This is a genomic window from Paenibacillus plantiphilus (assembly GCF_927798095.1).
Taxonomy (GTDB): domain Bacteria; phylum Bacillota; class Bacilli; order Paenibacillales; family Paenibacillaceae; genus Paenibacillus_Z; species Paenibacillus_Z plantiphilus.
Window position 1 is genome coordinate 1 of record NZ_CAKMMF010000050.1, and the last position, 24,495, is coordinate 24,495.

Consider the following 24,495-nt stretch of genomic DNA (forward strand, 5'->3'; position numbering starts at 1 on the left):
CCTCGATATAAATATATTGATCCAGCTTCGTTTGCATGGCAATGCTCGTCGCTTCCATCTTGATCGAATCAATCACTGCCCCTGAGCCGCTCAAATTCAGGTTGTTGGATGCCACGACGAGCAGGTCTTCCGATGCCTTTACTCGAATGTTGTTCTGGTCCATATGGAAGCTGACCGTCCCTTGCTTGAACAGCACCCCATCCTCGCCCAGCTCCATCTTCGCATTACTGGGCATCTCGAACACCTTCGTCGTCGGCTTCTGGAACACCTTTTTCGCCTTCATCTCTTCACTACCGCCGCGAACCGCATTCACCGCGATTGCCTTCTTCTCTTTCCCGCTTGGAAAATAGACCTTAATCCGCGCCCCTTCGTCCGGCAGGCAGTGGAAAATATTGTTCCCCTCCGGCGAGTACGGGAACCACCAATTCCCTTGCTCATCATGGCCATCATCAATGTCCAGATGCACCTTCACCATATTGTTGGCCCGCTTAACGACCCGGCCTTCCAGTGAAACCCCTTGAATCGCTTTGTTCAGACGCGCCTTGCGCCGCAGCGATTGCCGCTGAACCAACAGATATTCATACTGGAGCATCCCATTCTGGTACGTAATCACGGATTCTGATACGACCCACATGCTGCCTTTGAACTGTACGTCATCTCCGACCTGACAATACTGCTCCGTCACGACCCGATAACTGGTAAAGTCCGTGACACGCATCGCATCGGCGGAACCTCCCTCCGCATGCGCTTTAATCTCCATATACGTATCGCAATTGCGAATCATCGCGTAGCGCTTCGACTTAATTACGGTCCCCCACGACAAATCTGGGACGCCAAAATAAACACGCGCTGCATCCATCACCACATCCGGCAGAATGACCGTTCCGATTCGGGAAGCGAGCCGCTTCATAAACTGCCAATCTGTCTCCTGATACTGGACAATCAGCTCGCCAATGCTGTCCCCTGGATTCGTGGCGACATTCTGCGCATCGCCCTTCGGGTATTTCTCCGAGAGTTGTCCAATGACTTCCGTATACGTGAGCCCCTTATTCTGATACGAACGGCTCACGGGTTTCATATCCATCGCATACGTCCGTGAGATCGCCTCGATCTGCACATGGGGGATGCCATCCTCCATCTGAATATCAATGCTCGTGATGCCTCCGGCGAACCAGTGCTCGTCCCGAACCTCGCCCGGCTTGCGGATCATTAGACTATCCTCAAAGCTGCCGTTGCGTATGCAAGCCTCCGCATCCTCTTCCGCCATCATAGCGGTAAACGAGCATGTGGCATGCTCATTGAACTTACGGTCAATTCGCAGACTGCGAACCGCCTTTAATGGATAGGGCCACTTCAGTTGAAACCCGTCTCCTTGATACCATGTCGCCATCCCCGTCACCTCCCTGATCAGTAGGGTCCTCTTTCGAGAAATTCGGGTGGGGCTGGGTCCATCCCATTCGTTAGAAACTTAATCTTGCCGCCCCATGTGCAATAGAGACAGGATTTCGTGGTCAGGACAGGCACATCGTTCACCAAGACAGTCGGGCTGCCATTCTGCCATTCCGTTGCTCCCGGAATCACAATTCCACCCGGTATAGCCAGAGAGGAAGGCAGTAGCTTGGGGACACAGGGATAGATCGTAATATCCATTAGAATAGTGCCTGTTTCCGGTTCACAATCATAGTTGTAACCATTCAAATACGGCCCCGTTAAGCCTAGCCCCTCTAATCCGTCTAATCCCCCATTTGGATTTGGCGTGATTGCCCCGCTCAGTTCGGCCGCTTTCAAAGGATGGATCAAACTCCGGCAATAGCCAAAAGAATAAAAGTTGCCATCAATCTTATTTCCAAGCTCATCGAATTGCGCCATACTGCCGTTAATCGTTTCCGATGTAGACACCGCACAATCCTTCACGGTCATCATCGGGCTTTCATTAATAAGCACCCCTTTTTCCCCGATCTGATTAAGCACTTCCTCATGGGTACCCATTGTGCAATGCATATATGCGCCACGGGTTACATAGGTCTCTTCACTTCGCCAGGACTCCCCGCTCTCCAATTCTGCTATCGTCGATTTCTTCAGAAAACCATGAACTGTTGGAACCGTCATCTCATTCTTCCCCTTCCTTCAACAAGATTCTCCGTACACGTAGCCCATACAGGCCTGCTCGTAGCAGATTCTCCGCCAGATCCAGACGCACGACCAGCAGAGCACTCTGATAATACGTAATTTTGAACATACTCGAATCCCCAATCAGCCGTTTATCAATCGCCAGCTGCTCTATTCTCCCCTTCTCAACAACCACTTCCGCCGGGGCCGTGCATGGAATTTCCTTCAGCTCCATCATCGAGAAGTGGACTTGCATGTTCTTGGTCATATCCATAACGACAACTGTTTTACAAGCCATTTCCGGCTCATATTGGCTGATGATTGCCTGCATTTCATTAGAAACGAGCAGCACAGGACGTTCGATGATACTGCTGTACACCAGCTCTCGACCTGGCTTGATATGTACAATCTCCTGCTGCTCCGCATGCTCGAACCCCTTCAGCATCCGCTCTGGGAAGACAATAGCTCCCCCCGCCGCATCCAGCCGATCATCATGCTCAATAATGAAATATTCCACGCTGCTTACTTCTCCCTTCACCGAAAACTCCATTCTTCACCATCTGGCACTGTTCCCCATGCTCCCCATGCTCTCCTTGCTCGCACAGTCCCGTTGCCGCTCTATTCCTCCACCCATTCCACACTCTCCCGCTGCGCTGGCGTCAACGGAACAAGAAATACATCGCGCTTCAGCATTCGACTTCCGGTCAGATCCGCCCCGGTAAAATCCACCCCATCCAGAACCGCATGCGTGAAGTCGCCTGCTATCCTTGCATAACGGAAGCTGGCATTCGTCAGATTCGCCCCTTGATAACGGACACCGTGAATACCGAAGTACATGCCATGCTTCTCATTCAGGACATCGCGGCTCCCGATAACGCCGTCGAATCGGGCTTGCTCCAGCTTGCAACCACGGAAATCCGCATCGAATAGCCTGCTCCCGCTAAAATCCGCGCCATCACATTCACAGCGCTCGAAGCCGGTCCCAAGCAGCAGCCCGCCCCGAAGATTGCTCCCTGTCAGCTTCACAACCTCGAACCAGGTATAGCTCAGATTTATGCCTTCATAGTTGCCCTCAGACAGATTGACATATCTAATATGCTCGTAGATATATTCCTGCTCCAATCGGCTCTCCAGCCACCCCTTGCAGCTAACCGACGTTCGGGGATACCCGCTCCTCAGGTAAACCGATTCACTCGTCTGCTCATCCTTGTACTCACCAACACGAATATCCAGCTGCCCTTCCGTCGCTATATTCTGAAACGATTCGAGCTGCTTGGCTGTGTCCATCGCATAGCGCACCGCATGCACCATATATGCGTGGAACGGATAGAGCTGCGCCTTCATCCACGACTCCAATGCAGGCCGCTTGATCTGATCCATATAGCCCCTTCGCTTCACCTCGCACGCCTGATCCCACGCCTCCAGATACGTATAGATCCATCCCGCGTCATAGCGGAACGGAGTTACCGCAGGCTTCCATAGATTATCCGCATCACATGCCTCCAGCATGTAGACCGGCTTGCCCTCCATCAGACTTGTACGCAGCAGCGAAATATGGATGCTCCCGCATTTCTTCATCGCCCCGTCAGCCTGCAGCCGCTGCACATCCTGACAGAATTGATCGAACAACAGAACAAATTCCTCCGCTATCTCGTCTTTCCTCGTACAAAAATAATGGTGCAGCGCTTTAATTTGTTCCGTTCGATACGGCATCGCATCCTGTTCGACAAAATACTCCCACGCTTCGATTCCGCTCATCTGCAGCTCTCCTTGCTCCCTGATCGTTACTTCTTCATTAGAATTTCAACGCCCTTTAACGTAATCTGGCTCTGATCCAGAGTAATGGCCCCGTCACCGGTCAGCGTCGACATCTCGATCTGATTGCTGACCATCAGAATCGTCTCCGCCACCATCTCAATCTGCTTATTGGCCTGAAGCTGGATCTTATTGTTGCTATTCAGAATGATTGTGCCATCATTCGTCAACGTAATCGTTGCACCGCCTGACGCACCGGTAATCGTAATTCGGTCTTCCTCGAAAGAAATCTTTTGACCCGTAGGTGTGAGCAAGAACTTCGTGTTCGGATTCGCCATCAAATCCTCCTTCAAGTCCTTGTCGTAATTGACAATAGGCTGGAGATATTCCTGCTGAACAACCGTTGTCGTCCCTGCTGCCTTCTTGCTCTTCGAGCCGCCCGACTGACTCGTGCCTTGCTGACTTCCACCCTGCATCGCTTCCTGAGGGAGCATCTTCCTGACGGAGCTGAGGGCAATGCCTTCTGATTCATGAGCGCTGGGAAAATAGAGACGGATGTCGTCCCCTTTCTCCGGCATACAATACCATCCCGTCTGATCATCAGACGCGTACATGGTTGAGTATGGGAATGGGGAAGACTTCTCCAGACTCCAATTCTGATCATAGTCCAGCTTTACCTTTACCTCGTCCCTGACGACCGCCATCACTTTGCCCTGTATCGAGGCTCCGATCAGCTTCTTATTGCTCCGCTTCCGTTTATAGCTGGCGCTCTTCAGGCAGAGCGTATATTTGTGCGTTAGAATACCGCGTGTCATCTCCGTTTGCACTTCGAAGACATGGAGCTTATGACCCTTGAATGTAACTTCATCCCCCAATTCGAGCACCTGATTCAGAACGACCTCATAGCAGATATAGTCCTGTTCACTGAGACCGGAAGCCCCATCCGCTCCCCCTTCATTCTTGTAGGCCAGCAAATCCTTATACACCCGATAGTGCGTGCTCTCCAACTGTCCGGCATCGCGACCCTCTGGAACCCCCAGATACATGCGTATACTATCATGCGTGGTAATTGGGACAAGAACCGTGTGATGATGGGAAGCCAGCCGTTTCAGAAATTGCCAGTCCGTCTCCTGATATTGCAGCGTGAACGCGCCCAGCGGCTTGTCTTTGGCGAATGCATTGATCGTCTGGGCCTTCGGATACAGCTCACTGATTGTCCGCATCACATCTGCCACCTTAAGCGAACGATTCTGGAAAGAACGATTCTCCGGCTTAACATCCATCGCATATGTATGGGATATTGCTTCCGCTTCCAGCCAGTACACCTGACTCTCCACCCTGACATGGAGGCGCAGAATCATGCCGTGGAACAATGTATGATTCTTCCCATTGCCATCGGTATATAGAAGCTCTATCGGTGTCTGCTCATCTGCCATCCGCACATAATAGTCTTCCTTCTCCTCAGGAATAATGCCGGTGAAAGTCAGTCTCGCATGGTCATTGCACTTCTTAACAAGCTTCACATCATGCAATCTCATCTCAAAAGGAACAATCTTCAAGACCTCGTAAGTGACCGTCTGTGTTGCCATAATGTCCTCTCCTTTGCTCTATTAGACTTTGTTCCATAGAAGGTAGAATTCACATAAATACCTCATGGACATCCACTTTTTAACATTATACATCAAAATTCGACAGTTTGACCGGAAATTCATCTATATATTGTATAAAGTTACAGGATAGGACAACACGTAACTGTTTCTTGCTCCTGAACATGCAAAAAGACAGATCGTTTAATGGATACCGTGCTCCCATTAATCTCTCTGTCTTCTTAGCTTTAAAAATTCTTTAATTCTCCCCCATCGCTTGTTCGATACCGTTGCGGATAATCGTTTGCTATCGGCTTTCTCATCAAAATATATGAGCTTAACCTCTTCATCATGGTGAACAATTCGGTCGAGCTTGACAATACAATTCCGATCCGATCTCTCGAACCCATAAGGTTCAAGAACGGCCGCCCACTCGTCTAATGAATTGGGCAGCTCGAACGTGCCATCTTCTGTTTCAATGACCAGGTCGCCCGATCGGATTGTCAAAATCAATAAATCCGTTTCTACATCTACCCAGGTGACTTCATCATTCTTCGAGTTTTTCTTGAAGGCAGGTATTTTCACTTCTCACACCCCAAACCCGGTTTAGCTTTTTTTCTTTAATAATTCATCTGGCACTGGATTATGCCATAAAAGATGCGAAGCAGTTGAAACTGTTAATACAGCGATAAGGGCAATACATACTGCTGTAAATCTGGCTACTGCTCGTACCATCAATAATCACCCCCCTCCTAATTTAAAGCGGATCAGGGATAATGCTTGAATCAATATGGATAATGTTATTACTTCCATTCCTAATAGAAGGCCGCCAACTGCCAATGCGGTTGAAATAACCTTTAAAAGAGGATAATATCGTGATGGAATTCTTGACTGTCGTTGCAAGTTGGAGGGAGAGTAGATCATAAACAAAGCAATACTGATCAGTGAAATCATAGTAATACTAATTTCATTAAGAGATATATGTGGAATAGTTACGGAAATAAGTGTTGATAATAGAATACACGCTGTCGAAGTGTTCAAATGATGTCCGCCTGAACATGCACGTAGTATTAGAAAACAACCTATTCCAATCGCTGTTTCTAGTAACTTCCCCGTCAGTCCCCCAAGGGTTAGCGAGAGACTTACCACGAATATAGTATTAATGACAATAGTCAGCCCATATTTTAGAACAGGGATACTTATCAACGGCTCTTCTGCATAATGATGAAGGTTCTTTGCCAATTTACCAGCAAGCTTCTCAATCATCAGCTTGATCCTTCCTTCTAGACATATAGATCAAGCATAGAAGCAATATAATTAATACAATCGTTATTCCTTGAAAAATATATACAGGCCCATTTGACCACCATAGAAATATAGTGGAATATCCCATTAATATGACTACTGTTATAACTAGAAAGCCTATATTTCCCCGATTCATTGGAACTCTTGCTCTTGGATTATTAGGTATCCAATCAATTGAAAGGTTAAATCTTCGAATAATTAAAATAACAAGGAAAGTAAACAGAATACTGCTCAACGGCACGATATATCCTACTAGACTGCCACTACTAACCTCTTCAAAACTAATAATCGCATAATTTAAATACCCTGTGAAAAATAAAAGTTGGAAAAATCCGTAAGTTACATTGGTAACTGTTGTAATAATCATTGCATAGAACAGAGGAATCCGAAACAATAACCACATACACACAACTGCGACTAGCATTTGAAGAGAAGATGACCAAACTGCCATCGCCTCATCCGCTCTAGTTGCGTATGACACGTTACCCAATATGAACGAAACAAATACAATATGCGGGTAAAACCCTTGAGGTTTAATTCGGAATAGGGCAAACGTCAAAAATAGTACTGCAATATATTCAGGAGCCGACAACAGGATGAAAGGTATGTAGGGCATCGTGAATAACTCCTTTTAAGAGCTGATTATTCATTAACTTGATGATATTAATATACAAAATTATATAATTTTTGTATACAATTATATAAATACCATCAACATTATCATTTTCTATTTTCATATATAAATCTAATTCATTGCAGCATCGTCCAACAGCTCACAAAAGACTAATGTAAAGAAAAGGGAAAGTGTGCTAGAATACTCGCAGTGCAACTCCGGTTCTCTAAGAAAAACCAATAGAAAAGGTGGAATCCAAATGACCCGAAAAGTAAGCGCATTCATAACTGCAATCATACTCGCTCTGACTGCAATACTGAGCAGCTGCTCGAACGACAGCAATGAAGAGCTCACCAAGGTAGACCCCCAAATCGTAGCCACATTAAAAGTCATGCATTACGATGAGAAACATTTCTTCGAACAATACGGCAACTTCTTCACGTCGAAGTTCCCTAATGTTCATCTTGAGGTTATAAGCACACAATTCCTATTCTCCGTCCCTCGGGATAAACGGGAAGCGGCCTACAATAATTTAATTCAAGAGAAACAACCCGATGTCATTATGCTTGAAGAAAGACAAATGGAAGCATTGGTCCAGGAAGATGCCTTATACCGGCTGGATTCGGTAATCAAACGCGATAACTTTGACATGGATAATATTCTTCCCATTGTCACCGAGAAGCTCAAGAATGCAGGAGGCGGCAGCCTCTATGGGTTAGCAGCTCGATTCTCCAGCTCTGCTATCTATTACAATATCGATTTGTTCAACCAATATAATATTGATCCTCCGCGTGACAGAATGACATGGGGCGAGCTGCTGGAGCTGGCTCAGCGGTTCCCGACGAGCGGAAGCGAGACGGAAAGAGTGTACGGATTTGCTAACAGCAATACAGTAAGCAATTCTATGGCTAATATGGTCTTTTCCATAGGAGCTACAGAAGGCTTGTCCTATCTTAGCAAAGATGCGAAGAAGGTGACGATGGATACGGAACAATGGAAGGGGATTATGGAGAAGGTGGTGAAGGCTTACAAATCGGGGGCGGTCAATACTTCCAACGAACAAGGACCGAGTGATCTATTCATGAAGGACCGCATAGCAATGCGCTTCGAGGGCTCCTTTTACTATAGCCAGATCACTGCCCAAGACAATAAGAGAGAGAAGCCGCTCAACTGGGGGGTAGTAACCGTTCCGGTAGATCCTGCTAACCCGAATGTGACGCACTCTTTTCAGATCAATGATTTATTCAGCATTAACGCGCAGTCACCCAACAAAAGCCTGGCATGGGAGTTCATCAAATTCGCTGCCGGAGAGCAGGTAGCGCAAGCACTGTCCAAGACACTTAACGGGAGCTTGTCCACTCGCCCCGCTTACGTGACCAATAAGAACGGCGAGAAACTGGATGCCTTCTACGAGCTTACAGAAAGCAGAGAATACAAGCGCTACGATACACTACCCCCTGGTTTTGTTTTAGACGTCTTTATACAAAGGGCCTTATCCAGTGTAATAGCTGATGAATATACACTCGATGAAGCAATCAAGACGATCCATGACCAAGGCAACGAGCTGTTAAACAAATTATATGAGCAGCAGAAGCTGGAGAAGGAAGAGGAAGCAGCTAAGTAACTACGCATGAATGCTCGGCTGCTGCCCCAATAAGCTGATACCGCCCCCGTGTCGGATCAGCTTATTGCTGTCTGTTCCACAGAAATATACTCCAATGGAATATGATCCGCCAACCAGATCGTATTGTTGCCCCGATAGAACTTGATTCCGTTATCCCAAGCCTTCTTGGCGTCCACTCTCAGTAAGACCGGGCTTGAATCTTTCCGTCTCCCTACCAATATGGCCGTTTCTCTGTCAGCAGAGTGATGGACATACTGTCTGCCCATCGGATGCAAGCCTTGATTGAGAATCTGCTCGACTAAATGTCTGGCTGTCCCATGATAGAGGACTGGAGGGGGAGCTTCGTTCCTTTTCGTTATTTTCTCTGGCACAGAATGGCCGTATAACGCTCTAATTCTCCCATCCAGAATCTCATGCCGCTTTTTATCCGATAGCTCGATCATGATAGCTAGATCATTCTCATTCACGGACTCCCAATGCCTATTCAAGCGTAATGCTGATAATAGCTGCTCAATCTCAATCCAACCTTCGCGGTCTAATTCTAATTCATACTCCCAAGGCGCGTGTCTTAATGCGTACGATACCTCTTTGCTTAATTTCAAGTAATCCATCTATTCATCTTCTCCTACAATTCGTTTCAAAGACAACAATCTAATATCTTGTTCCGTAATAATCGTACATCTCATTAACGCCTCGTACAACTCCCTTTCGGTAATCTGCCGATCTAATGATTGCTCAAGCTTGTTGATAAGCAGCGCCGCTGCTCCTGCTACATGGGGGGCGGCCATTGATGTGCCTGTCATTACTGCATATTGATTGCCCGGGACCGTTGACAGAATGAAGACCCCGGGAGCATAAATATCCACTTGATCATTCGTATTGCTGAACGGAGCAATCCCCGCATTCTCTGATACCGCTCCAACTTCAACAACCTCGGGATAGTAAGCTGGATACAGGATTTCATGGGTTGAGCGATCACCATCTCCGTTGTTCCCGGAGGACGAAATAATCATAATATTATTCTCTACAGCTAGCTGTATCGCATCGTGGAGTCCGGGATCTGGTTGTAAACCGCCTAGAGATATTGTTATGATTCGTACGCTTTCATTCTCAGGGCCCCTCCACTGCATCGCATGGTGAATAGCTTTTGTTAAATGATGATACGTACCGGTTCCATCCTTCGAGATCACCTTCAAAATAAGCAAGCTTGCCTCTGGCGCTACGCCCACAACTCCCTGATTATTGGGAGCAGCTGCAATTATGCCGGCAACGTGCGTGCCATGCTGAAGGTTATCCTCATATCTGGCTGGGTCTCCATCTTAATCGTCCGTAAAGTTATACCCGCCAATAATACGGCCCGCCAAATCTGGATGACTGCTATCACAGCCACTATCCAATATGGCTACAACTACCCCTTTGCCTGTTATACCATCTCTCCATAATCCAGGTGCATGAATGAAAGAAATGCCGTTTGGGATCTCCTTTACATCAACTTTAAGCCCTCTCATCGTTCCATCACCTCCGTGTATATCCCTTAAAGTGAGGATAGAAATAAAAAACACAACCTTATAGGTTGTGAATTCGGATAACATTATCACTTTATCTATAGAGATGACGAGGAGGGATGCTTATGAACGATTTAGACAGATTGCGTCAACGGCACTTCACACTAAAGATGGAGTTGCTGAAAATTGTTAAACAGATCGACACCTGTGATAAGGAAGATATCGCATTATACCAAGATGTCGCTGAGCAATATGCAAAGCATCTACGAGCAATTGGAGATCAGTGTAAAGGAATTTTTGGAGTGAGTGTATGTAATTGTACTTTTCACCCGGAAGCGTGCACATAATATTTTCCCCAAAATAATGATCGATGGTTGTGATTAGGAACATTCATTTCACTTTTAAGAATGTGGCCCAAGGGAACGGTTGTCCCTTCAGCTACAGAGAAGGAAAATTGATTCTTGTTATTATCAATCAATTACTCCTTCAATTCCTTTAAGGGGTGAATGAAAATGGACCAAGTATCCAAGAAAATCAAAGGAAGCGAGCTTCATCATTTAATCGAAGAGGCGAATAAAAACGCAGACGTAATTTCTTTTATTGCTCAGATGGTCAAGCATAATGTCATTCCGGATAGAGAACAACCAAAGGTGTTAGACAGCATCGCATATCAACCAGAGAGTACGAAGTTTGTGCTGCTGATCCTTGGTTTTAAACAAGAGCGCGTAAAGATTATCTACACGAAAGCAGATACAATGGTTGAAGTTAAGGCGAGCGTTATCAGTTCGAGCGGTGATAAAGAGGTCCTAACCGGTTATAGAATTGTGAATGGCAGAATCGAAGTTACTTCTACTACTGAATATACCGAGGAATTCAAAGATCGCGTTCGTGAGATTAGTGCAAACAACTCACTGCCCACAGGCTCCCGTGCTGATGTATCTATTCAAGCGCCATGTTTATACGGCAATTGGTGCGGTCCTGGTTGCAGTGGTCCTGGCTCCCCTATAAGCGCTGTAGATTCCTGCTGCAAGTCCCATGACAACTGCTATGGTTCGAGGGGATACTTCGCTTGCAGCTGCGACTATAAGCTGCATGACTGCCTATATCCATATGCCGCTGCTGGCAATGTGTGGGCAATACTATTTATCTCTTGGTACAGCTGGCCATATATCTGTAATCCGTTTGCATAAAGCATATTTAACAGACAACCCCCCCTTTCGACACAACAGGAAGGGGGGTCTGTTATACGTTGAGGCATTGCTCATGGTCCAAAAAATAGAACGGCTAATGGAGTCATTAAGATCATGTACCAAAGCAGTAATAAGAAATTTGCCAACGATATAATGGCGTACAGAATTGATTCTTTCCTCGATTTAAATGGACCCGCGAAGCTAATGATGGACCCCATTAAGCTGCTTATGAAACCAGGCAGCCACTCCGAATCAAACAACCTTGGAGTCGCGATAAGGAAATAGACAGTTATAGCAGCTGTGAACACCGACAATACAGTAAGTATATGACGTACTTGCTTCATTTCATCAGCTCCCCATTATTACTTTACCCACGACATTCCCATTGTTACCGTTCCCGTCGATCCCGCGTATCCGAATCGAACAGACTATATGCAGTTATTGGATCTGTTCAGTATTCATGCAGATTCATCGAACAAAAGTCTGGCGTGGGAGTTTATTAAATTCGTTAACAGTGAAGAGATGGCCAAAGCACTTTCCAAAACCTATGACGGTTCACTCTCGGTTCGTCCCGCATACATTAATGATAAGAAGGGTAATAAATTGGATGCCTTCTATACGTTCACAGAAAAGCGCCACAACAGTCGCCGCAACACAAATTTGCCCCCTGGCTTTAAAATATACGGTATCGTGAACACAATCATGTCGCGTGTCCTGACCGACGAATACACCCTTGATGAAGCAATCCAGAAAATCCAGGAAGTAGGCAACGAGCAGCTAAACAAAGCGTATGAAAAGCAAAAGCTGGATAAGACGAGCGCCAAATAATTAAGAAGCGGGTATGATAGGCTTCCTGCCGTCATATCCTTTTCTTATTGTACTGCTTTGTCGTTCCATACCCTCTCTGTATTGGGAAACATTGAATCAACCTAATTTTAACAAAATTTAGAAGAACTTTAGGTTTTTTCAGCACATTTTTCAATTATACGTCTTTTCGAAATCTCTTATTCGGGTTAGAATATAGGTTGATCATAAATAGGAGGGGACTTTCATGAAAGCATTAAAAGTGATATTGCTCACTTCGATGGTACTCGTATTTGCCATCGTGGCAGGCTGTGGCTCTGTCAAGGAGCCTAAAGAAGCAATCACATCAGCATTGGTTAAATCAGGAGATATTAAATCATCCTCATTCAAAGGATCATTCTCATTCAATGACTTTGATTTGCCATCTGCAATTGGGAATGACCAGAATGCCCAAATCGCGGCTTCAGTAGCCGAATTATTCAAAGGGGCAAGCATTAATTACCATGGTAATACAGAGACAGACCCAATGCGTTCCGAGGTTACCGTTGATATTGCACTGAATAGCCAAGACATGAAATTCAGCTTATCTTTTCTAATCATTCTTAGCGAAGATAAAATGTGGATCAAAATCCCGCAAATTCCGATGTTCCCATTGCCAGAGACAGTAGTCGGCAAGTTTATTGAAATCGATATGGCGAAACTGATGGAAGAGCAAGGACGATCCAGCAACCTATTGCTCGATACTGCATCTACACAGAAGCTAGGCCAAGATCTCCTGAACGTAGTGATGAAGAATATGGACGAGAAGACATACTTCAGCCAGCTTGAAGCGAAGGATGTCAAGGACCTTCCAGACGGCTACAAGGCTGACCAATTCGTTCGTTTTGCAATTACGAATGACAACTTCGATGCCGCAGTCCAAACGTTCGTTGAAAAAGTTCTGCCACAGCTGATCGATGTAATCTCGAAGAATGAATCCTATATGAAGTCTGCTGGGTTGACGAAGGAACAACTGGATGAAATGAAGAAAGAACTCGATAGCACCAAAGAAAGTGAAACAAAAGAAGCGATTGCTGAAATGAGAAAAACGCTCAAAATCAATGAATTCTCCATCACTGGCGGTATTCAAAACGGATTCCTCGACTATCAGAATTTCAACTTCAATGTTGATATTACGACGGACGAGGAGCAAATGACACTCGGCATGCGCCTATGGATGCTGCTTGAGAACATCAACAAAGACATCAAATTCGAGCACGAGCTGCCTACAGATGCTATTCCACTAGATGACCTTGAGCAGGTAATGGCTGGCGGAATGTAATCATCCATCACTAATAAATGCCCGCTAATCAAATTATGATTAGCGGGCATTTTTCCTTACGGGGCTTATCCATCCCCTGCTTCGTTACTTTCCGTATTTGTTGGTCCACTGTTCATGCCACTCGGCGTAAGTCAGACCCTTTAATTCCTCCCTCGTCTTGCCATCGATTCCATATGCGCCCCCGTACAGCATCTCATCAGCATCGGGAGAAGAATACCCGCCTATCACTTCGCCTTCGGCTACCATTACATATACATTCGTATCGAAATCATAAATATCTTCCAACGGATGATTATCTACCGTAAACGCATAGATGGCAATTTCTTTGTCGATAAACGCATCCGGCTCCTTCTCTTGAACACCCCATATTTGCTGATATTGTGTCTCAAGAAGCAGCTTCTGCTCCAATACGAACGTTTGCAAAAGCCCTTTATTCGCGGTAATTGTATAGCCCTTCTTCTCTATAAATTGCACTGTTAATGCCTGATCATCCAGCTGTACCGTGGTCGTCTTCGTTATCTGTGGCGCTTGCTGTGTTGTCACGAGCCGTGTTGATGTACTTGCCAGACATCCCGATAAAAGAATAATGGCCGAGAGAACAAAGGGTAATTTTTTCATCTCTAGCTACATACCTCCATTTTCCATATACCTTATAAATCGTATTTTAATTTATTTTGTTGCAGAAATGCTAATAATTGTCGTAATTTTCTGGGCAGGTGACTATTCAGGGACACCTCTTCGTTCTTTCCAATGCAAAAATGACTTCTGAGAAGCTCAGAAGCCATCGATGTGAACTGCAATAATCGCCTTAGGACCCTTGCGGGTTATTATGACTGGTGTGGTTATGCTGCTTCGTCTTCTTGGAGCCTGACAATGGCTCCTGAAGCCCGCCACGATCGTTCCGCGCCTTCTTCCTGTCTTGATCAGGATTCGGCACAGGAACGCTTTTCGACTTGCCTCCCATAGGTTTACCCCTTTCGCTACAGTATCGAAAATTGCGGAAGCACTAACTGCGGGGATGCTGCAAATCCGTCGGATCATCGTGATTGAGCAGGTCCTGATGACGGCGGTCATTCGTATCCTGCTGGATCTGCTGGGCTTGATGGCTATTGACCGGATTTTTGTCGAGATCCTCAACGACATTGCTTAAATTTTTATCTGCTGTTCCTTTTACCTTGGACATCCTTGCAACCCTGCCTTTCATCAATTGATGAGGCTAAGCTAAGCGTGCGTTAACTCCTTCAAAGCTTGCGCGCACTCATGGATATGCCTCGTGTAATCCTGAACAAGCTGTTGAATAATTTCCGTTCGCTCGTCGACCGTCCTGTTATCCTTTTCCACATCAATTAGGGTCACTCGAACCTCACGACTATCGACATAGGTTACTTTAAAATCAAAGCTGTACATCTGATGTCCAGCTGTATCGATCGTAACGCGCAGTGACTTGGCGTCAGACTCGTCCGGCAGCACAGCTGCCCTGTCACCAGCCAGAATCCAATTCGGCAGCGTTGAACGCCATGCGTCTGCCAGCTGCTGCTGATTGATATCCAGCTCATCGCGTTTGCTCATTGCTAACCACCTCCATGCCGATAATATGCGGCTGCTCGTGTTTTTTTATACCACCGCTCCGTTACTTTCCGTATTTTTTCTTCCACTGTTCACGCCATTCCAGAAAGGTTAGCCCTTTTACCTCCTCGAACTCCCTTCCATCAATTGGATTAACACCCCCAAATAGAAGCTCATCAGTATCGGGAAAAGAATATCCGCCAATCGCTTCGCCTTCAACTACCATCACACATACATTGATATCCAAACCATATTGCTTTTCCAGCGGATGATTATCTACCGTAAACGTATAGGTAGCTATCTCTTTGCCAATAAACGCATCGGGCTCCTTCTCTTGAACGCTCCATAGTTGTTGATATTGCGTTTCATTCAACAGCTTCTTATCCATTATGAACGTGCGCACAGGCTCCTTGTCCGCGATAATCGTGTAACCATACTTCTCTTTCACGTATTGCTTTGCTAATGTCTTGTCATCCACCTGTATGCTCGTTGCTGTATCTGCAAGACATCCAGTGAGAAGGATAAGAACGGAGAGAACAAACAACTGTACTTGTAATTTCATACCATGCCTCCATTTTCCATATTGCTAACTAAGACGCGCCTCAACTCCTGTTTTGTTGCAGAAAAATAAAAAATCATTAATTTCTATCGTGACACTCTTTGCAAACAAACTGCTTGAACCTCTACTTGGGATGAAACATATCACATCTCATACACTACTTCAGGCGGCTGTAAGGCGATTTTTCCTGCTTAAAAAAAGGATCACGCACTTTTTGATAGCTGTAAGCGGTTTTTATCTGCTTATAGTCTCCACCAAAGCCCTTTTCACACAATCGCTCGGGCTGTAAGGCGATTTTTCCCGCTTAAACGTCCGACCGCGTTCCTTTCAACAGCTTTAAGCAGGTTTTTTCCGCTTACAGCAGTCTCCAGCATCGACGCACGCACTCGACGTATCCACACGACAACCTGCGTACACGAACTGCTTGGGTCCATTCTCTGGATTCCCACACTCTCCTGGATAGGGCAGTAAAACAAAAAAATGAGAGCGACATCGCTCTCATTCCTCAGGTACATCTATGTAGTCATTCTTAGCTATTAAAAACTGGCGGAGAGGGTGGGACTCGAACCCACGTGAGCTTGCACTCTAACGGTTTTCAAGACCGCCCCGTTATGACCGCTTCGGTACCTCTCCATGAATGTCAACGACCTTGACTAAGGTCACAAGAAGAATTGTACCACAGGCCAAAATGGGAAAGCAACTCCAATTTTGCCCTATGGTACATTTATTTGATTTAAGCCCGGGTCGGATCGTCTTATCGAGCCCCGATAACCTCAACGCCGCCCATATACGGACGCAGTACTTCGGGTACGATAACCGTTCCGTCAGCCTGCTGGTAGTTCTCAAGAATAGCGGCAACTGTGCGTCCAACGGCCAGAGCGGAGCCATTCAGAGTATGAACAAATTCCGGCTTGCTCTTCGGCTCGCGACGGAAGCGAATGTTCGCACGTCTGGCTTGGAAATCCTCCACATTGGAGCATGACGAGATTTCGCGGTAAGAACCGCCGCTTGGCAGCCACACTTCAAGATCGTACGTCTTCGCCGCACTGAAGCCCATATCTCCCGTACACAATGCGAGTACGCGATAAGGCAATCCGAGCAGCTGCAGCACCTTCTCTGCGTTTCCTGTCATGGCCTCAAGCTCCGCATAGGAATCCTCAGGCTTGCACAGCTTCACCAGCTCTACCTTATTGAATTGATGCTGGCGAATCAGTCCGCGCGTATCACGGCCTGCTGCTCCAGCCTCAGAACGAAAGCACGCACTGAAGGCGACGAAGTTCTTCGTCAAATCCTCAGCCGACAGGATCTCTTCCCGATGAATATTCGTAACCGGCACTTCCGCAGTAGGGATCAAATAATAATCCGAGCCCTCAAGGCTGAACAGATCCTCCTCAAACTTGGGAAGCTGACCCGTTCCAATAAGGCTGTCACGGTTCACAATATATGGCGGCAGAATCTCCTCATACCCATGCTTATCGCTGTGCAGATCCATCATGAAGCTGACGAGAGCACGCTCTAACCTTGCTCCCAGCCCGCGATAGAACACAAACCGCGATCCTGTTACTTTTCCCGCAGCTTCAAAATCCAGAATGCCGAGATTCTGCGCGATATCCCAGTGCGCCTTCGGCTCGAATTCGAAGGAACGAGCCTCGCCAACGCGGCGAACCTCCACATTATCATCTTCGGATTTGCCGAGCGGAACACTGGCATCTGGAATATTCGGAATAGCGAGCGTCAGATCCCTGATCTCAGCTTCTACAACACGCACCTCATCGTCGAGCGCCTTGATCCGGTCGCCAACCTCGCGCATTTCCACGATAAGCGCTTCAGCGTCGCCTCCGCTTTTCTTCAGCTGTGCCACTTCCTGCGAAACCGTATTGCGGCGGCTCTTCAACTGCTCGCTCTCCTGCAGCAAATCGCGCCATTTTCCATCAAGCACAGGGAACTCAGCAATCAGCTCCAACGACTTGCCGCGGTTCTGAAGCGCCTGCTCGACTTTCTCCAATTCATTCCTCAACAATTTAACATCCAGCACGGAAAGGTGAACCCCTCTCTAAGAAAGCTTGTTTGACAGCCTCATACTACACCTGCACATACGGCAAAAAAGACTGCGTAAACGCAGTCCTCTGCCATTATCGCTTGGCCACAGCCGCTTCCACTGCCATATTCAGAAAATAAGCATGAAGCTGGTAATCATCGGTCAGCTCTGGGTGATACGAGCATGCCAGCAGATTACCCTGCCGCGCGGTCACGATTTCATCGTTATACGTAGAGAGAACCTCTACCTTAGACGACACTTCTTTAATAAGCGGCGCGCGGATGAACACAGCGCGGATCGGTTCATCAATGCCTTTAACAGGCAAATCAGTCTCGAAGCTCTCACGCTGACGACCGAACGCATTCCGCGCAACAGTCATATCCATCAGCCCTAGATGCGCCTCTTCCTGGCCCTCGATACGCTCAGCCAAAACAATCAATCCGGCGCATGTGCCGAATATGGGCTTGCCCTGAGCAGAGAAGCTGCGAACAGCGTCCATGAAGCCATACTTGCGCATTAGCTTGCCAATCGTTGTGCTCTCGCCGCCCGGAATAATAAGACCGCCCAGCTCATCCAATTGCTCCGTGCTTTTGACAGCAACAGCTTCGCCCCCAGCGGCTTCAATACTGCGCATATGCTCCGCAACAGCGCCTTGCAGCGCCAAAACGCCTATCCTCATGAAATTATGCCTTCTTTCTATCCAACTGCGAAGTCATCACGCTTGTCCTTCGGTACGAAGAGCGCGTTTCTTACAGACCGCGATCCTGCATACGTTGGGAAGCTTCCAGCTTCGAAATTTCAATGCCTTTCATCGGTGCGCCAAGATCCTTGGACACTTCTGCGATCAGCTTGTAATCCTCATAATGTGTTGTTGCTTCAACAATAGCGCGTGCGAACTTCTCAGGGCTGTCCGATTTGAAAATACCGGAGCCAACGAATACGCCATCTGCACCAAGATGCATCATGAGCGCAGCATCTGCAGGAGTAGCAACGCCGCCGGCAGCAAAGTTAACGACAGGCAGCTTGCCCGTTTCATGAATGCCAAGCAGCAGCTCATAAGGAACGCCCAGAACCTTCGCCTCGTGGTACAGCTCGTCCTTGGACAGATTCTGAACCTTGCGCATTTGGCCGTTGATCAGACGCAGGTGACGAACCGCCTCAACGATGTTGCCTGTACCTGGCTCGCCTTTCGTACGGAGCATGGACGCGCCTTCTTGAATACGTCTAAGCGCTTCACCAAGATCCTTCGCGCCGCATACGAACGGAATCGTAAATTCTTGCTTGCTGATATGGTACACTTCATCAGCTGGCGTTAAAACTTCACTCTCATCGATATAATCGACGCCAAGAGATTCCAGAACCTTTGCTTCCACATAGTGACCGATACGGGCTTTAGCCATTACCGGAATGGATACAACCTTCATAACTTCCTCTACAACTTTCGGATTGCACATACGAGCTACGCCGCCAGCAGCACGAATATCGGAAGGCACACGCTCAAGTGCCATAACTGCCGTTGCGCCAGCTGCTTCTGCAACCTTCGCTTGTTCGGCGCTCATAACGTCCATGATGACGCCGCCTTTTTGCATTTCAGCCATACCGCGTTTTACACGCGAAGTTCCTGTTTCCATTTAATAGTGCCTCCCAAAAGTTTTCTGCGTGCTTCCTTGTAGAGCCTCTGCGTATAAGCAGAAAACTTACTTCGTAAGCATCATCTTGTTTTCTGAGTGCTTCCTTGTACAGCCTCTGCGTATGAGCAGAAAACTAACTTCGTAAGCATCATCCGTTTTCTGCACACACGAATATTCCGTGTTAACTCTAACCATTAATTTTACAGCATCCCGAGGCAATCGACAACCATGAATTACACATCGGGATACTGCGAATTACTTAGAACAACCCAACAATCCCATTAAACAATCCAACGAAGAAGTCGCCGATTGCTCGGAACAACAGGCGCCACCAGCTGCCCTTCTCAACCTCTTCCGTGCTGATCAGATCAACCGTCTTCTCGATCGCCTTGCCGGTATCGGCATCTGTGTAGGAATACGTAACCGCCCCGACCTTCTGACCATTCTTAATCGGTGCGACCAACTCGTCTTCCGTCATCAAGCTCAGCTTCGTTTGCTCGATCTTGGGCTCTACGCCTTTCTTTACGAGGAAGGTTATATCGGTAGCTGTAACAACCGGTACCTCAGTCGATACGCCTTTCTTTATTGTTGCCGTTTTTGCATTATCTAACGTCGTCTTAGGAGCTACAACCGTTTTCCGCTCGAAGTTGTTGAAACCATAGTCGAACATTTTCGCTGCCTCCAGGAATCGTGATCCCTTCGACTTGGCCCCCATTACAACCGCTATAAGCCGAATGCCATCCCTCTCAGCTGTTCCTGTGAAACAATAGCCGGCCGCGCCAATATAACCTGTTTTCATGCCATCCACGCCCGGATATGCGTATTGCTTCAAGGCCTTGGTATCCTTATTCGTCTCCAGCATCCAGTTATAGTTGATCATAGGATTATCATCCCGTTCACGAAACTTATAGGAAGGAAGCTTGGAATAATCCAGAAATTCGGGATGCTTCTTAAGAATAATAGCCGCAAACTTCGCCATATCGGCAGCCGATATGAGCGTTGTCTCATCAAGCCCTGTAGCTCCTGTAAAATGCGCTGAGTTCAACCCAAGCGTCTTCGCCGTCTCGTTCATCTTGTCCACAAAGCCTTGTTCATTGCCGCCAATGTGATCGGCCAAAGCAATTGTAGCGTCATTCGCAGAGCCGACAGCCATAGCAATATATAAGTCTTTAACCGTATGCTTATCGCCCTCTGCCAAATAAATCTGAGACCCGTCCTTAGGCGTCGAAGCCGCTGCTTCTGACGTTGTTACAATACCGTCCCATTTCAAGCGTCCGGCTGCAATCTCCTCAAGAACGATAAACTCCGTCATCATCTTCGTCATGCTGGCAGGCGGACGCGGTTGATCCTGATTCACCTGATACAGCACTTGTCCAGTATCCGCATCAATCAACATCGCTGATTGAAGCGTTAACCCCAATGAATTCTCCGGATACGTTACACTTGACTTGCCTTCTGCCAGAGCGACCGTCGAACCCACTGCCATTGTGAGCAACCAAACTACCAACATAGCGGAAATCACCGACAACAATCTTGCCGGTCTTAGGTTCCGTTTCAACGCATTCTCTCCTTCTTTGCATGGATTATAGTAAATTAATTGTATCATATGTCGACGTCTTTCGTTCGCATCCGCGAAAAAAGACAGGCAGGAAAATGGTGACTGGCACCATCTCCCTGCCTGGGTTCGAACCCTTTGCCTAGAGTCTGTCCGACAAACGAAAAAAGTCTCGATTGAACGTGATAGGAAAAGACGGCCTCCTTGGCTACTTACAGCGAGTAGTTCGGCGCTTCCTTCGTAATTTGCACATCATGCGGATGGCTCTCGCGCAATCCTGCATTCGTAATTCTTACAAATTGTGTATCATTCTTCAATTCATCAATACTCTTCGTGCCACAGTAACCCATACCGGAACGAAGACCTCCAATCAACTGATGCACCGTATCTGCCAATGGCCCTTTAAAAGCGACACGGCCTTCGATACCTTCTGGAACAAGCTTACTCTCGTTCTCCTGGAAATAACGATCCTTGCTTCCTTCCTTCATCGCACCAATGGAGCCCATACCACGGTATACTTTATAACGGCGGCCTTGATAAATCTCTGATTCACCCGGACTCTCTTCTGTCCCTGCGAACAGGCTTCCGATCATAATTGCACTCGCACCCGAGGCTATTGCTTTCGTCACATCGCCCGAATACTTAATGCCTCCGTCTGCGATAATTGGAATATTATATTCTCGCGCTACGCTGGCACAGTCGTATATTGCGGTAATTTGCGGAACGCCGATACCGGCGATAATGCGTGTCGTACATATAGAACCAGGACCCATGCCAACCTTAATTACGGATGCCCCAGCCTCAATAAGATCGCGGGTTCCTTCTCCTGTCGCCACATTGCCTGCAATAATCGCAAGATCAGGGTACTTATCGCGGAGCTTACGAACCATATCAAGGACATTGCGTTGATGTCCATGAGCAGTATCGACTACAAGCGCATCCACACCTGCCTCTACAAGCGCTTGAGCGCGCTCCAATGTATCCTTCGCAATACCAACAGCAGCGCCGCACAAGAGACGGCCATGCTTGTCCTTTGCAGCATGCGGGAATTGAATAGCTTTCTCTATATCCTTAATCGTAATAAGTCCTTTAAGCGTATTGGTCTCATCGACCAATGGCAGCTTCTCGATCTTGTGCTTCTGCAGCAGTCCTTCTGCTTGCTGAAGCGTTGTTCCTACAGGTGCAGTAACCAGATTCTCATGGGTCATGACTTCACTGATCTTAATTGAATAATCATGAATAAAGCGCAAATCACGGTTCGTCAAAATACCAACCAGCTTGCCATGCTCATCAACAACAGGCACGCCGGATATCCGGTATTTGCCCATAAGCTCTTCCGCATCGTATACATGATGGTTCGGTGTCAGCGAGAACGGATTCGTAATGACGCCGCTCTCTGACCGTTTGACCCGGTCGACTTCCTCCGCTTGCTGAGCTACCGACATATTCTTATGAATGATTCCAATGCCGCCCTCCCGCGCCATCGCAATCGCCAAAGCAGCTTCCGTAACCGTGTCCATCCCAGCGCTGATCAGCGGAATGTTCAATTTCACATTCGCACTCAGGTTAATCGACACATCGACTTCCCTCGGCAGAATTTCGGATTTACGGGGTACGAGCAGTACGTCGTCAAAGGTTAGTCCTTCTTTGGCGAACTTGTTTTCCCACACAAGTATGTTCCTCCCTCAAATGTTTCTCTATAGAGCATATCCCAAGGCCTATAGACATAAGCGCTTAAGTACTCTCGCGTATATTATTAGCAATATTAGCAGAGGGGTAGGGGGCTGTCAAGATTTCAACAGATGAGCTTTTTTTCATTTTTCAAAACGATAATCATACCTGCAATTTGAGCTCCACAGCAGGAATTCATTCACCCCCTGCTCCTTGGCAGCTTGGATCTGTTGGCGAATTTGCCGGGCTCCGTATCGCTGATGAGGATGTACCCATCCTGCAGTGAAACTCTGCAGCCATGGACGTATCTTCGCAGTATCCAAATTATTCTCCCGAAGGATAGCATTACTCTGCTGAGCCTCCATCATTGCATGACGAATAATGGAATAGGGCTGCAAATCCGGCTTCTTAACACCATACATGCCGCTCGAATAATGAGAAGGGTACGTCATTGGAGATATCACATCAACAGCAGTAGCAATAGAGCGCCAAGTCTGGCCAATACCCAAATCCTCCTTATAAGAAGTGACCAAACCATAGACATCAGCTGATAATCTGGCTCCCTCTTGATGAATCTGCTTGCGTGCCTCTCTCAGAAACTGCCCAATAATCTCTCCTTTCCCTCGCTTCCCGCGACCGTCAATTGCCACCTCGCGATCCACACGAGCGCCGTTATCCGGAAAACGGACATAATCGAACTGAATCTCATCGAAACCCAGCTTGGCAGCTTCAGCAGCAATCGCAATATTATAAGAACGAACATCAGGCTGAAAAGGATTCAGCCATCGATTTCCTTGATGGTCCTTCCATACGCCTCCACTTCGTTTCTGAAGAGCTTGAGATGGCTTCTTCCGTGCATACAACGGATCTTTGAAAGCAACGATACGACCAATAACATATATATTTTTCGATTTCAACTGTTTAATTAACCCTCTAATATCGGCTATTGCTGGTTGGTTGCCAGCGCCAATCTCACGCACCTCTTGCAGCTCTGAGCGGTAAGTCATCATTCCGTAATCATTCTTCACATCAATAACCATTGCATTGAGGTCTGTATCACCAACAAGCTTAATAAGCTCCTTTAACCTGAACGAGCTCCCTGCTATCCAGCCAGATACATAGATCCCCCTTACAGGTGATCGCGGACCATCAGTCTTGCGGCGGGTCTGATCTGATTGTCCAGATTGTCCTTGTTTTGTCATCCCTTTATTCCTTGTCATCTTAAAAGAACCCGAAGTCTGTTTGCGCATCGACAAAGACAGCTCAGGATGCTTTGCAGATGTGCGGGCATGCTTCTGCGGCTTGAGATCTGGCAGTCGAATCTGATCTGTTGACTCGTGCGCAGAATTACAGCCAACCAACTGTATCGTTAAACAAGAAAGAATAAGTATGCAAACAGCCATTCGCCCGTACCTTGACAACATAAACCGGCACCTCCATCAGCAGGTAAGTTAATGTTAGTAGTATGAGCTACAGAGCTTAGCCTTTTGTGAAGGAGATGACACCAGTTATGGGTATCGTTGGTTTATTCAAGGCTTTAACCATAACAAAAAACCGACCGTGTACCACGGTCGGTTCTTCGTGCTTGGCGACGTCCTACTCTCCCAGGACCCTGCGGTCCAAGTACCATCGGCGCTGGAGGGCTTAACGGTCGTGTTCGAGA

Annotated in this window: 26 protein-coding genes, 1 tRNA gene, 1 rRNA gene and 1 pseudogene; 5 read left to right on the forward strand and 24 right to left on the reverse strand. The window is 47.1% G+C overall.

The genetic code is table 11. The features are described 5' to 3' along the window. The 9 genes from L6H65_RS25645 to L6H65_RS25680 all read right to left on the reverse strand — a co-directional run. The coding region (locus L6H65_RS25645) for a contractile injection system protein, VgrG/Pvc8 family (RefSeq protein WP_236347345.1) at positions 1-1,390 on the reverse strand (1,390 nt) is incomplete at its 3' end. Positions 1,391-1,407: 17 nt separating this feature from the next. Further along, on the reverse strand, positions 1,408-2,109 hold the full coding sequence (locus tag L6H65_RS25650) for a DUF4280 domain-containing protein (RefSeq protein ID WP_236347348.1): 702 nt from the start codon (positions 2,107-2,109) through the stop codon (positions 1,408-1,410). 1 nt (position 2,110) lies between these two features. Further along, complete coding sequence (locus L6H65_RS25655; RefSeq protein WP_236347351.1) at positions 2,111-2,647, reverse strand: hypothetical protein; 537 nt, start codon at positions 2,645-2,647, stop codon at positions 2,111-2,113. 80 nt (positions 2,648-2,727) lie between these two features. Continuing rightward, entirely contained in the window at positions 2,728-3,867 is a 1,140-nt protein-coding gene (locus tag L6H65_RS25660) for a pentapeptide repeat-containing protein (protein WP_236347353.1), read from the reverse strand. Between the two features lie 26 nt (positions 3,868-3,893). Then, positions 3,894-5,453 carry a contractile injection system protein, VgrG/Pvc8 family gene (locus tag L6H65_RS25665; protein WP_236347356.1) on the reverse strand — a complete coding sequence of 520 codons (1,560 nt, stop codon included), beginning with the start codon at positions 5,451-5,453 and terminating at the stop codon, positions 3,894-3,896. Positions 5,454-5,675: 222 nt separating this feature from the next. After that, on the reverse strand, positions 5,676-6,035 hold the full coding sequence (locus L6H65_RS25670; RefSeq protein ID WP_236347360.1) for a LytTR family transcriptional regulator DNA-binding domain-containing protein: 360 nt from the start codon (positions 6,033-6,035) through the stop codon (positions 5,676-5,678). A gap of 21 nt (positions 6,036-6,056) precedes the next feature. Then, positions 6,057-6,188: a hypothetical protein gene (locus tag L6H65_RS26655; RefSeq protein ID WP_290370480.1), complete on the reverse strand. Its 132-nt coding sequence runs from the start codon at positions 6,186-6,188 to the stop codon at positions 6,057-6,059. A gap of 3 nt (positions 6,189-6,191) precedes the next feature. Next, positions 6,192-6,716: an accessory gene regulator B family protein gene (locus L6H65_RS25675; RefSeq protein WP_236347363.1), complete on the reverse strand. Its 525-nt coding sequence runs from the start codon at positions 6,714-6,716 to the stop codon at positions 6,192-6,194. After that, positions 6,709-7,371 (reverse strand): hypothetical protein, encoded by a 663-nt coding sequence (locus tag L6H65_RS25680; RefSeq protein ID WP_236347366.1) that lies wholly within the window; start codon positions 7,369-7,371, stop codon positions 6,709-6,711. Before L6H65_RS25680 ends, L6H65_RS25675 begins: the two co-directional genes overlap by 8 nt. A gap of 256 nt (positions 7,372-7,627) precedes the next feature. On the opposite strand from L6H65_RS25680, the gene L6H65_RS25685 reads away from it, so the two are divergent. Continuing rightward, positions 7,628-8,992, forward strand: coding sequence for an ABC transporter substrate-binding protein (locus L6H65_RS25685; RefSeq protein ID WP_236347368.1), 1,365 nt, complete (start codon positions 7,628-7,630; stop codon positions 8,990-8,992). Positions 8,993-9,048: 56 nt separating this feature from the next. On the opposite strand, the gene L6H65_RS25690 is transcribed toward L6H65_RS25685, so the two are convergent. Both L6H65_RS25690 and L6H65_RS25695 read right to left on the reverse strand, forming a co-directional pair. After that, complete coding sequence (locus L6H65_RS25690; protein WP_236347370.1) at positions 9,049-9,603, reverse strand: RNA 2'-phosphotransferase; 555 nt, start codon at positions 9,601-9,603, stop codon at positions 9,049-9,051. After that, positions 9,604-10,500 (reverse strand): annotated as a pseudogene (locus tag L6H65_RS25695) (S8 family peptidase). A 122-nt stretch (positions 10,501-10,622) separates the two neighbouring features. On the opposite strand from L6H65_RS25695, the gene L6H65_RS25700 reads away from it, so the two are divergent. The 4 genes from L6H65_RS25700 (at position 10,623) to L6H65_RS25715 (ending at position 13,812) form a co-directional block, all read left to right on the forward strand. Further along, on the forward strand, positions 10,623-10,844 hold the full coding sequence (locus L6H65_RS25700) for a hypothetical protein (protein ID WP_236347373.1): 222 nt from the start codon (positions 10,623-10,625) through the stop codon (positions 10,842-10,844). 165 nt (positions 10,845-11,009) lie between these two features. Beyond that, positions 11,010-11,687 carry a phospholipase A2 family protein gene (locus tag L6H65_RS25705; RefSeq protein ID WP_236347415.1) on the forward strand — a complete coding sequence of 226 codons (678 nt, stop codon included), beginning with the start codon at positions 11,010-11,012 and terminating at the stop codon, positions 11,685-11,687. Positions 11,688-12,119: 432 nt separating this feature from the next. Continuing rightward, the gene (locus tag L6H65_RS25710; RefSeq protein ID WP_236347376.1) at positions 12,120-12,515 is read left to right on the forward strand and encodes a type 2 periplasmic-binding domain-containing protein; all 396 of its coding nucleotides are present in this window, start codon (positions 12,120-12,122) and stop codon (positions 12,513-12,515) included. Positions 12,516-12,738: 223 nt separating this feature from the next. Next, positions 12,739-13,812: a hypothetical protein gene (locus tag L6H65_RS25715; protein ID WP_236347380.1), complete on the forward strand. Its 1,074-nt coding sequence runs from the start codon at positions 12,739-12,741 to the stop codon at positions 13,810-13,812. Between the two features lie 84 nt (positions 13,813-13,896). On the opposite strand, the gene L6H65_RS25720 is transcribed toward L6H65_RS25715, so the two are convergent. The 13 genes from L6H65_RS25720 to rrf all read right to left on the reverse strand — a co-directional run. Further along, on the reverse strand, positions 13,897-14,430 hold the full coding sequence (locus tag L6H65_RS25720) for a putative periplasmic lipoprotein (protein WP_236347383.1): 534 nt from the start codon (positions 14,428-14,430) through the stop codon (positions 13,897-13,899). A gap of 190 nt (positions 14,431-14,620) precedes the next feature. Beyond that, positions 14,621-14,776 (reverse strand): small acid-soluble spore protein P, encoded by a 156-nt coding sequence (locus tag L6H65_RS25725; RefSeq protein WP_236347386.1) that lies wholly within the window; start codon positions 14,774-14,776, stop codon positions 14,621-14,623. 42 nt (positions 14,777-14,818) lie between these two features. Further along, on the reverse strand, positions 14,819-14,995 hold the full coding sequence (locus L6H65_RS25730; protein ID WP_236347389.1) for a hypothetical protein: 177 nt from the start codon (positions 14,993-14,995) through the stop codon (positions 14,819-14,821). A gap of 38 nt (positions 14,996-15,033) precedes the next feature. Next, entirely contained in the window at positions 15,034-15,381 is a 348-nt protein-coding gene (locus L6H65_RS25735) for a hypothetical protein (protein ID WP_236347392.1), read from the reverse strand. Between the two features lie 61 nt (positions 15,382-15,442). Continuing rightward, positions 15,443-15,940: a hypothetical protein gene (locus L6H65_RS25740; protein WP_236347395.1), complete on the reverse strand. Its 498-nt coding sequence runs from the start codon at positions 15,938-15,940 to the stop codon at positions 15,443-15,445. 541 nt (positions 15,941-16,481) lie between these two features. Further along, positions 16,482-16,570 (reverse strand) — tRNA-Ser (locus L6H65_RS25745). Positions 16,571-16,691: 121 nt separating this feature from the next. Next, positions 16,692-17,972: a serine--tRNA ligase gene (serS, locus tag L6H65_RS25750; protein WP_236347397.1), complete on the reverse strand. Its 1,281-nt coding sequence runs from the start codon at positions 17,970-17,972 to the stop codon at positions 16,692-16,694. A 97-nt stretch (positions 17,973-18,069) separates the two neighbouring features. Next, positions 18,070-18,654 (reverse strand): pyridoxal 5'-phosphate synthase glutaminase subunit PdxT, encoded by a 585-nt coding sequence (gene pdxT, locus L6H65_RS25755; protein ID WP_236347400.1) that lies wholly within the window; start codon positions 18,652-18,654, stop codon positions 18,070-18,072. A gap of 70 nt (positions 18,655-18,724) precedes the next feature. Beyond that, the gene (gene pdxS, locus L6H65_RS25760; RefSeq protein ID WP_236347403.1) at positions 18,725-19,606 is read right to left on the reverse strand and encodes a pyridoxal 5'-phosphate synthase lyase subunit PdxS; all 882 of its coding nucleotides are present in this window, start codon (positions 19,604-19,606) and stop codon (positions 18,725-18,727) included. 259 nt (positions 19,607-19,865) lie between these two features. Continuing rightward, entirely contained in the window at positions 19,866-21,116 is a 1,251-nt protein-coding gene (locus tag L6H65_RS25765; protein WP_236347406.1) for a D-alanyl-D-alanine carboxypeptidase family protein, read from the reverse strand. Between the two features lie 257 nt (positions 21,117-21,373). Further along, the gene (gene guaB / locus L6H65_RS25770; protein ID WP_236347409.1) at positions 21,374-22,831 is read right to left on the reverse strand and encodes an IMP dehydrogenase; all 1,458 of its coding nucleotides are present in this window, start codon (positions 22,829-22,831) and stop codon (positions 21,374-21,376) included. Between the two features lie 144 nt (positions 22,832-22,975). Further along, the gene (locus tag L6H65_RS25775; protein ID WP_236347412.1) at positions 22,976-24,256 is read right to left on the reverse strand and encodes a putative glycoside hydrolase; all 1,281 of its coding nucleotides are present in this window, start codon (positions 24,254-24,256) and stop codon (positions 22,976-22,978) included. A gap of 159 nt (positions 24,257-24,415) precedes the next feature. Continuing rightward, positions 24,416-24,495, reverse strand: a 5S ribosomal RNA gene (gene rrf / locus L6H65_RS26930); the annotation flags it as partial.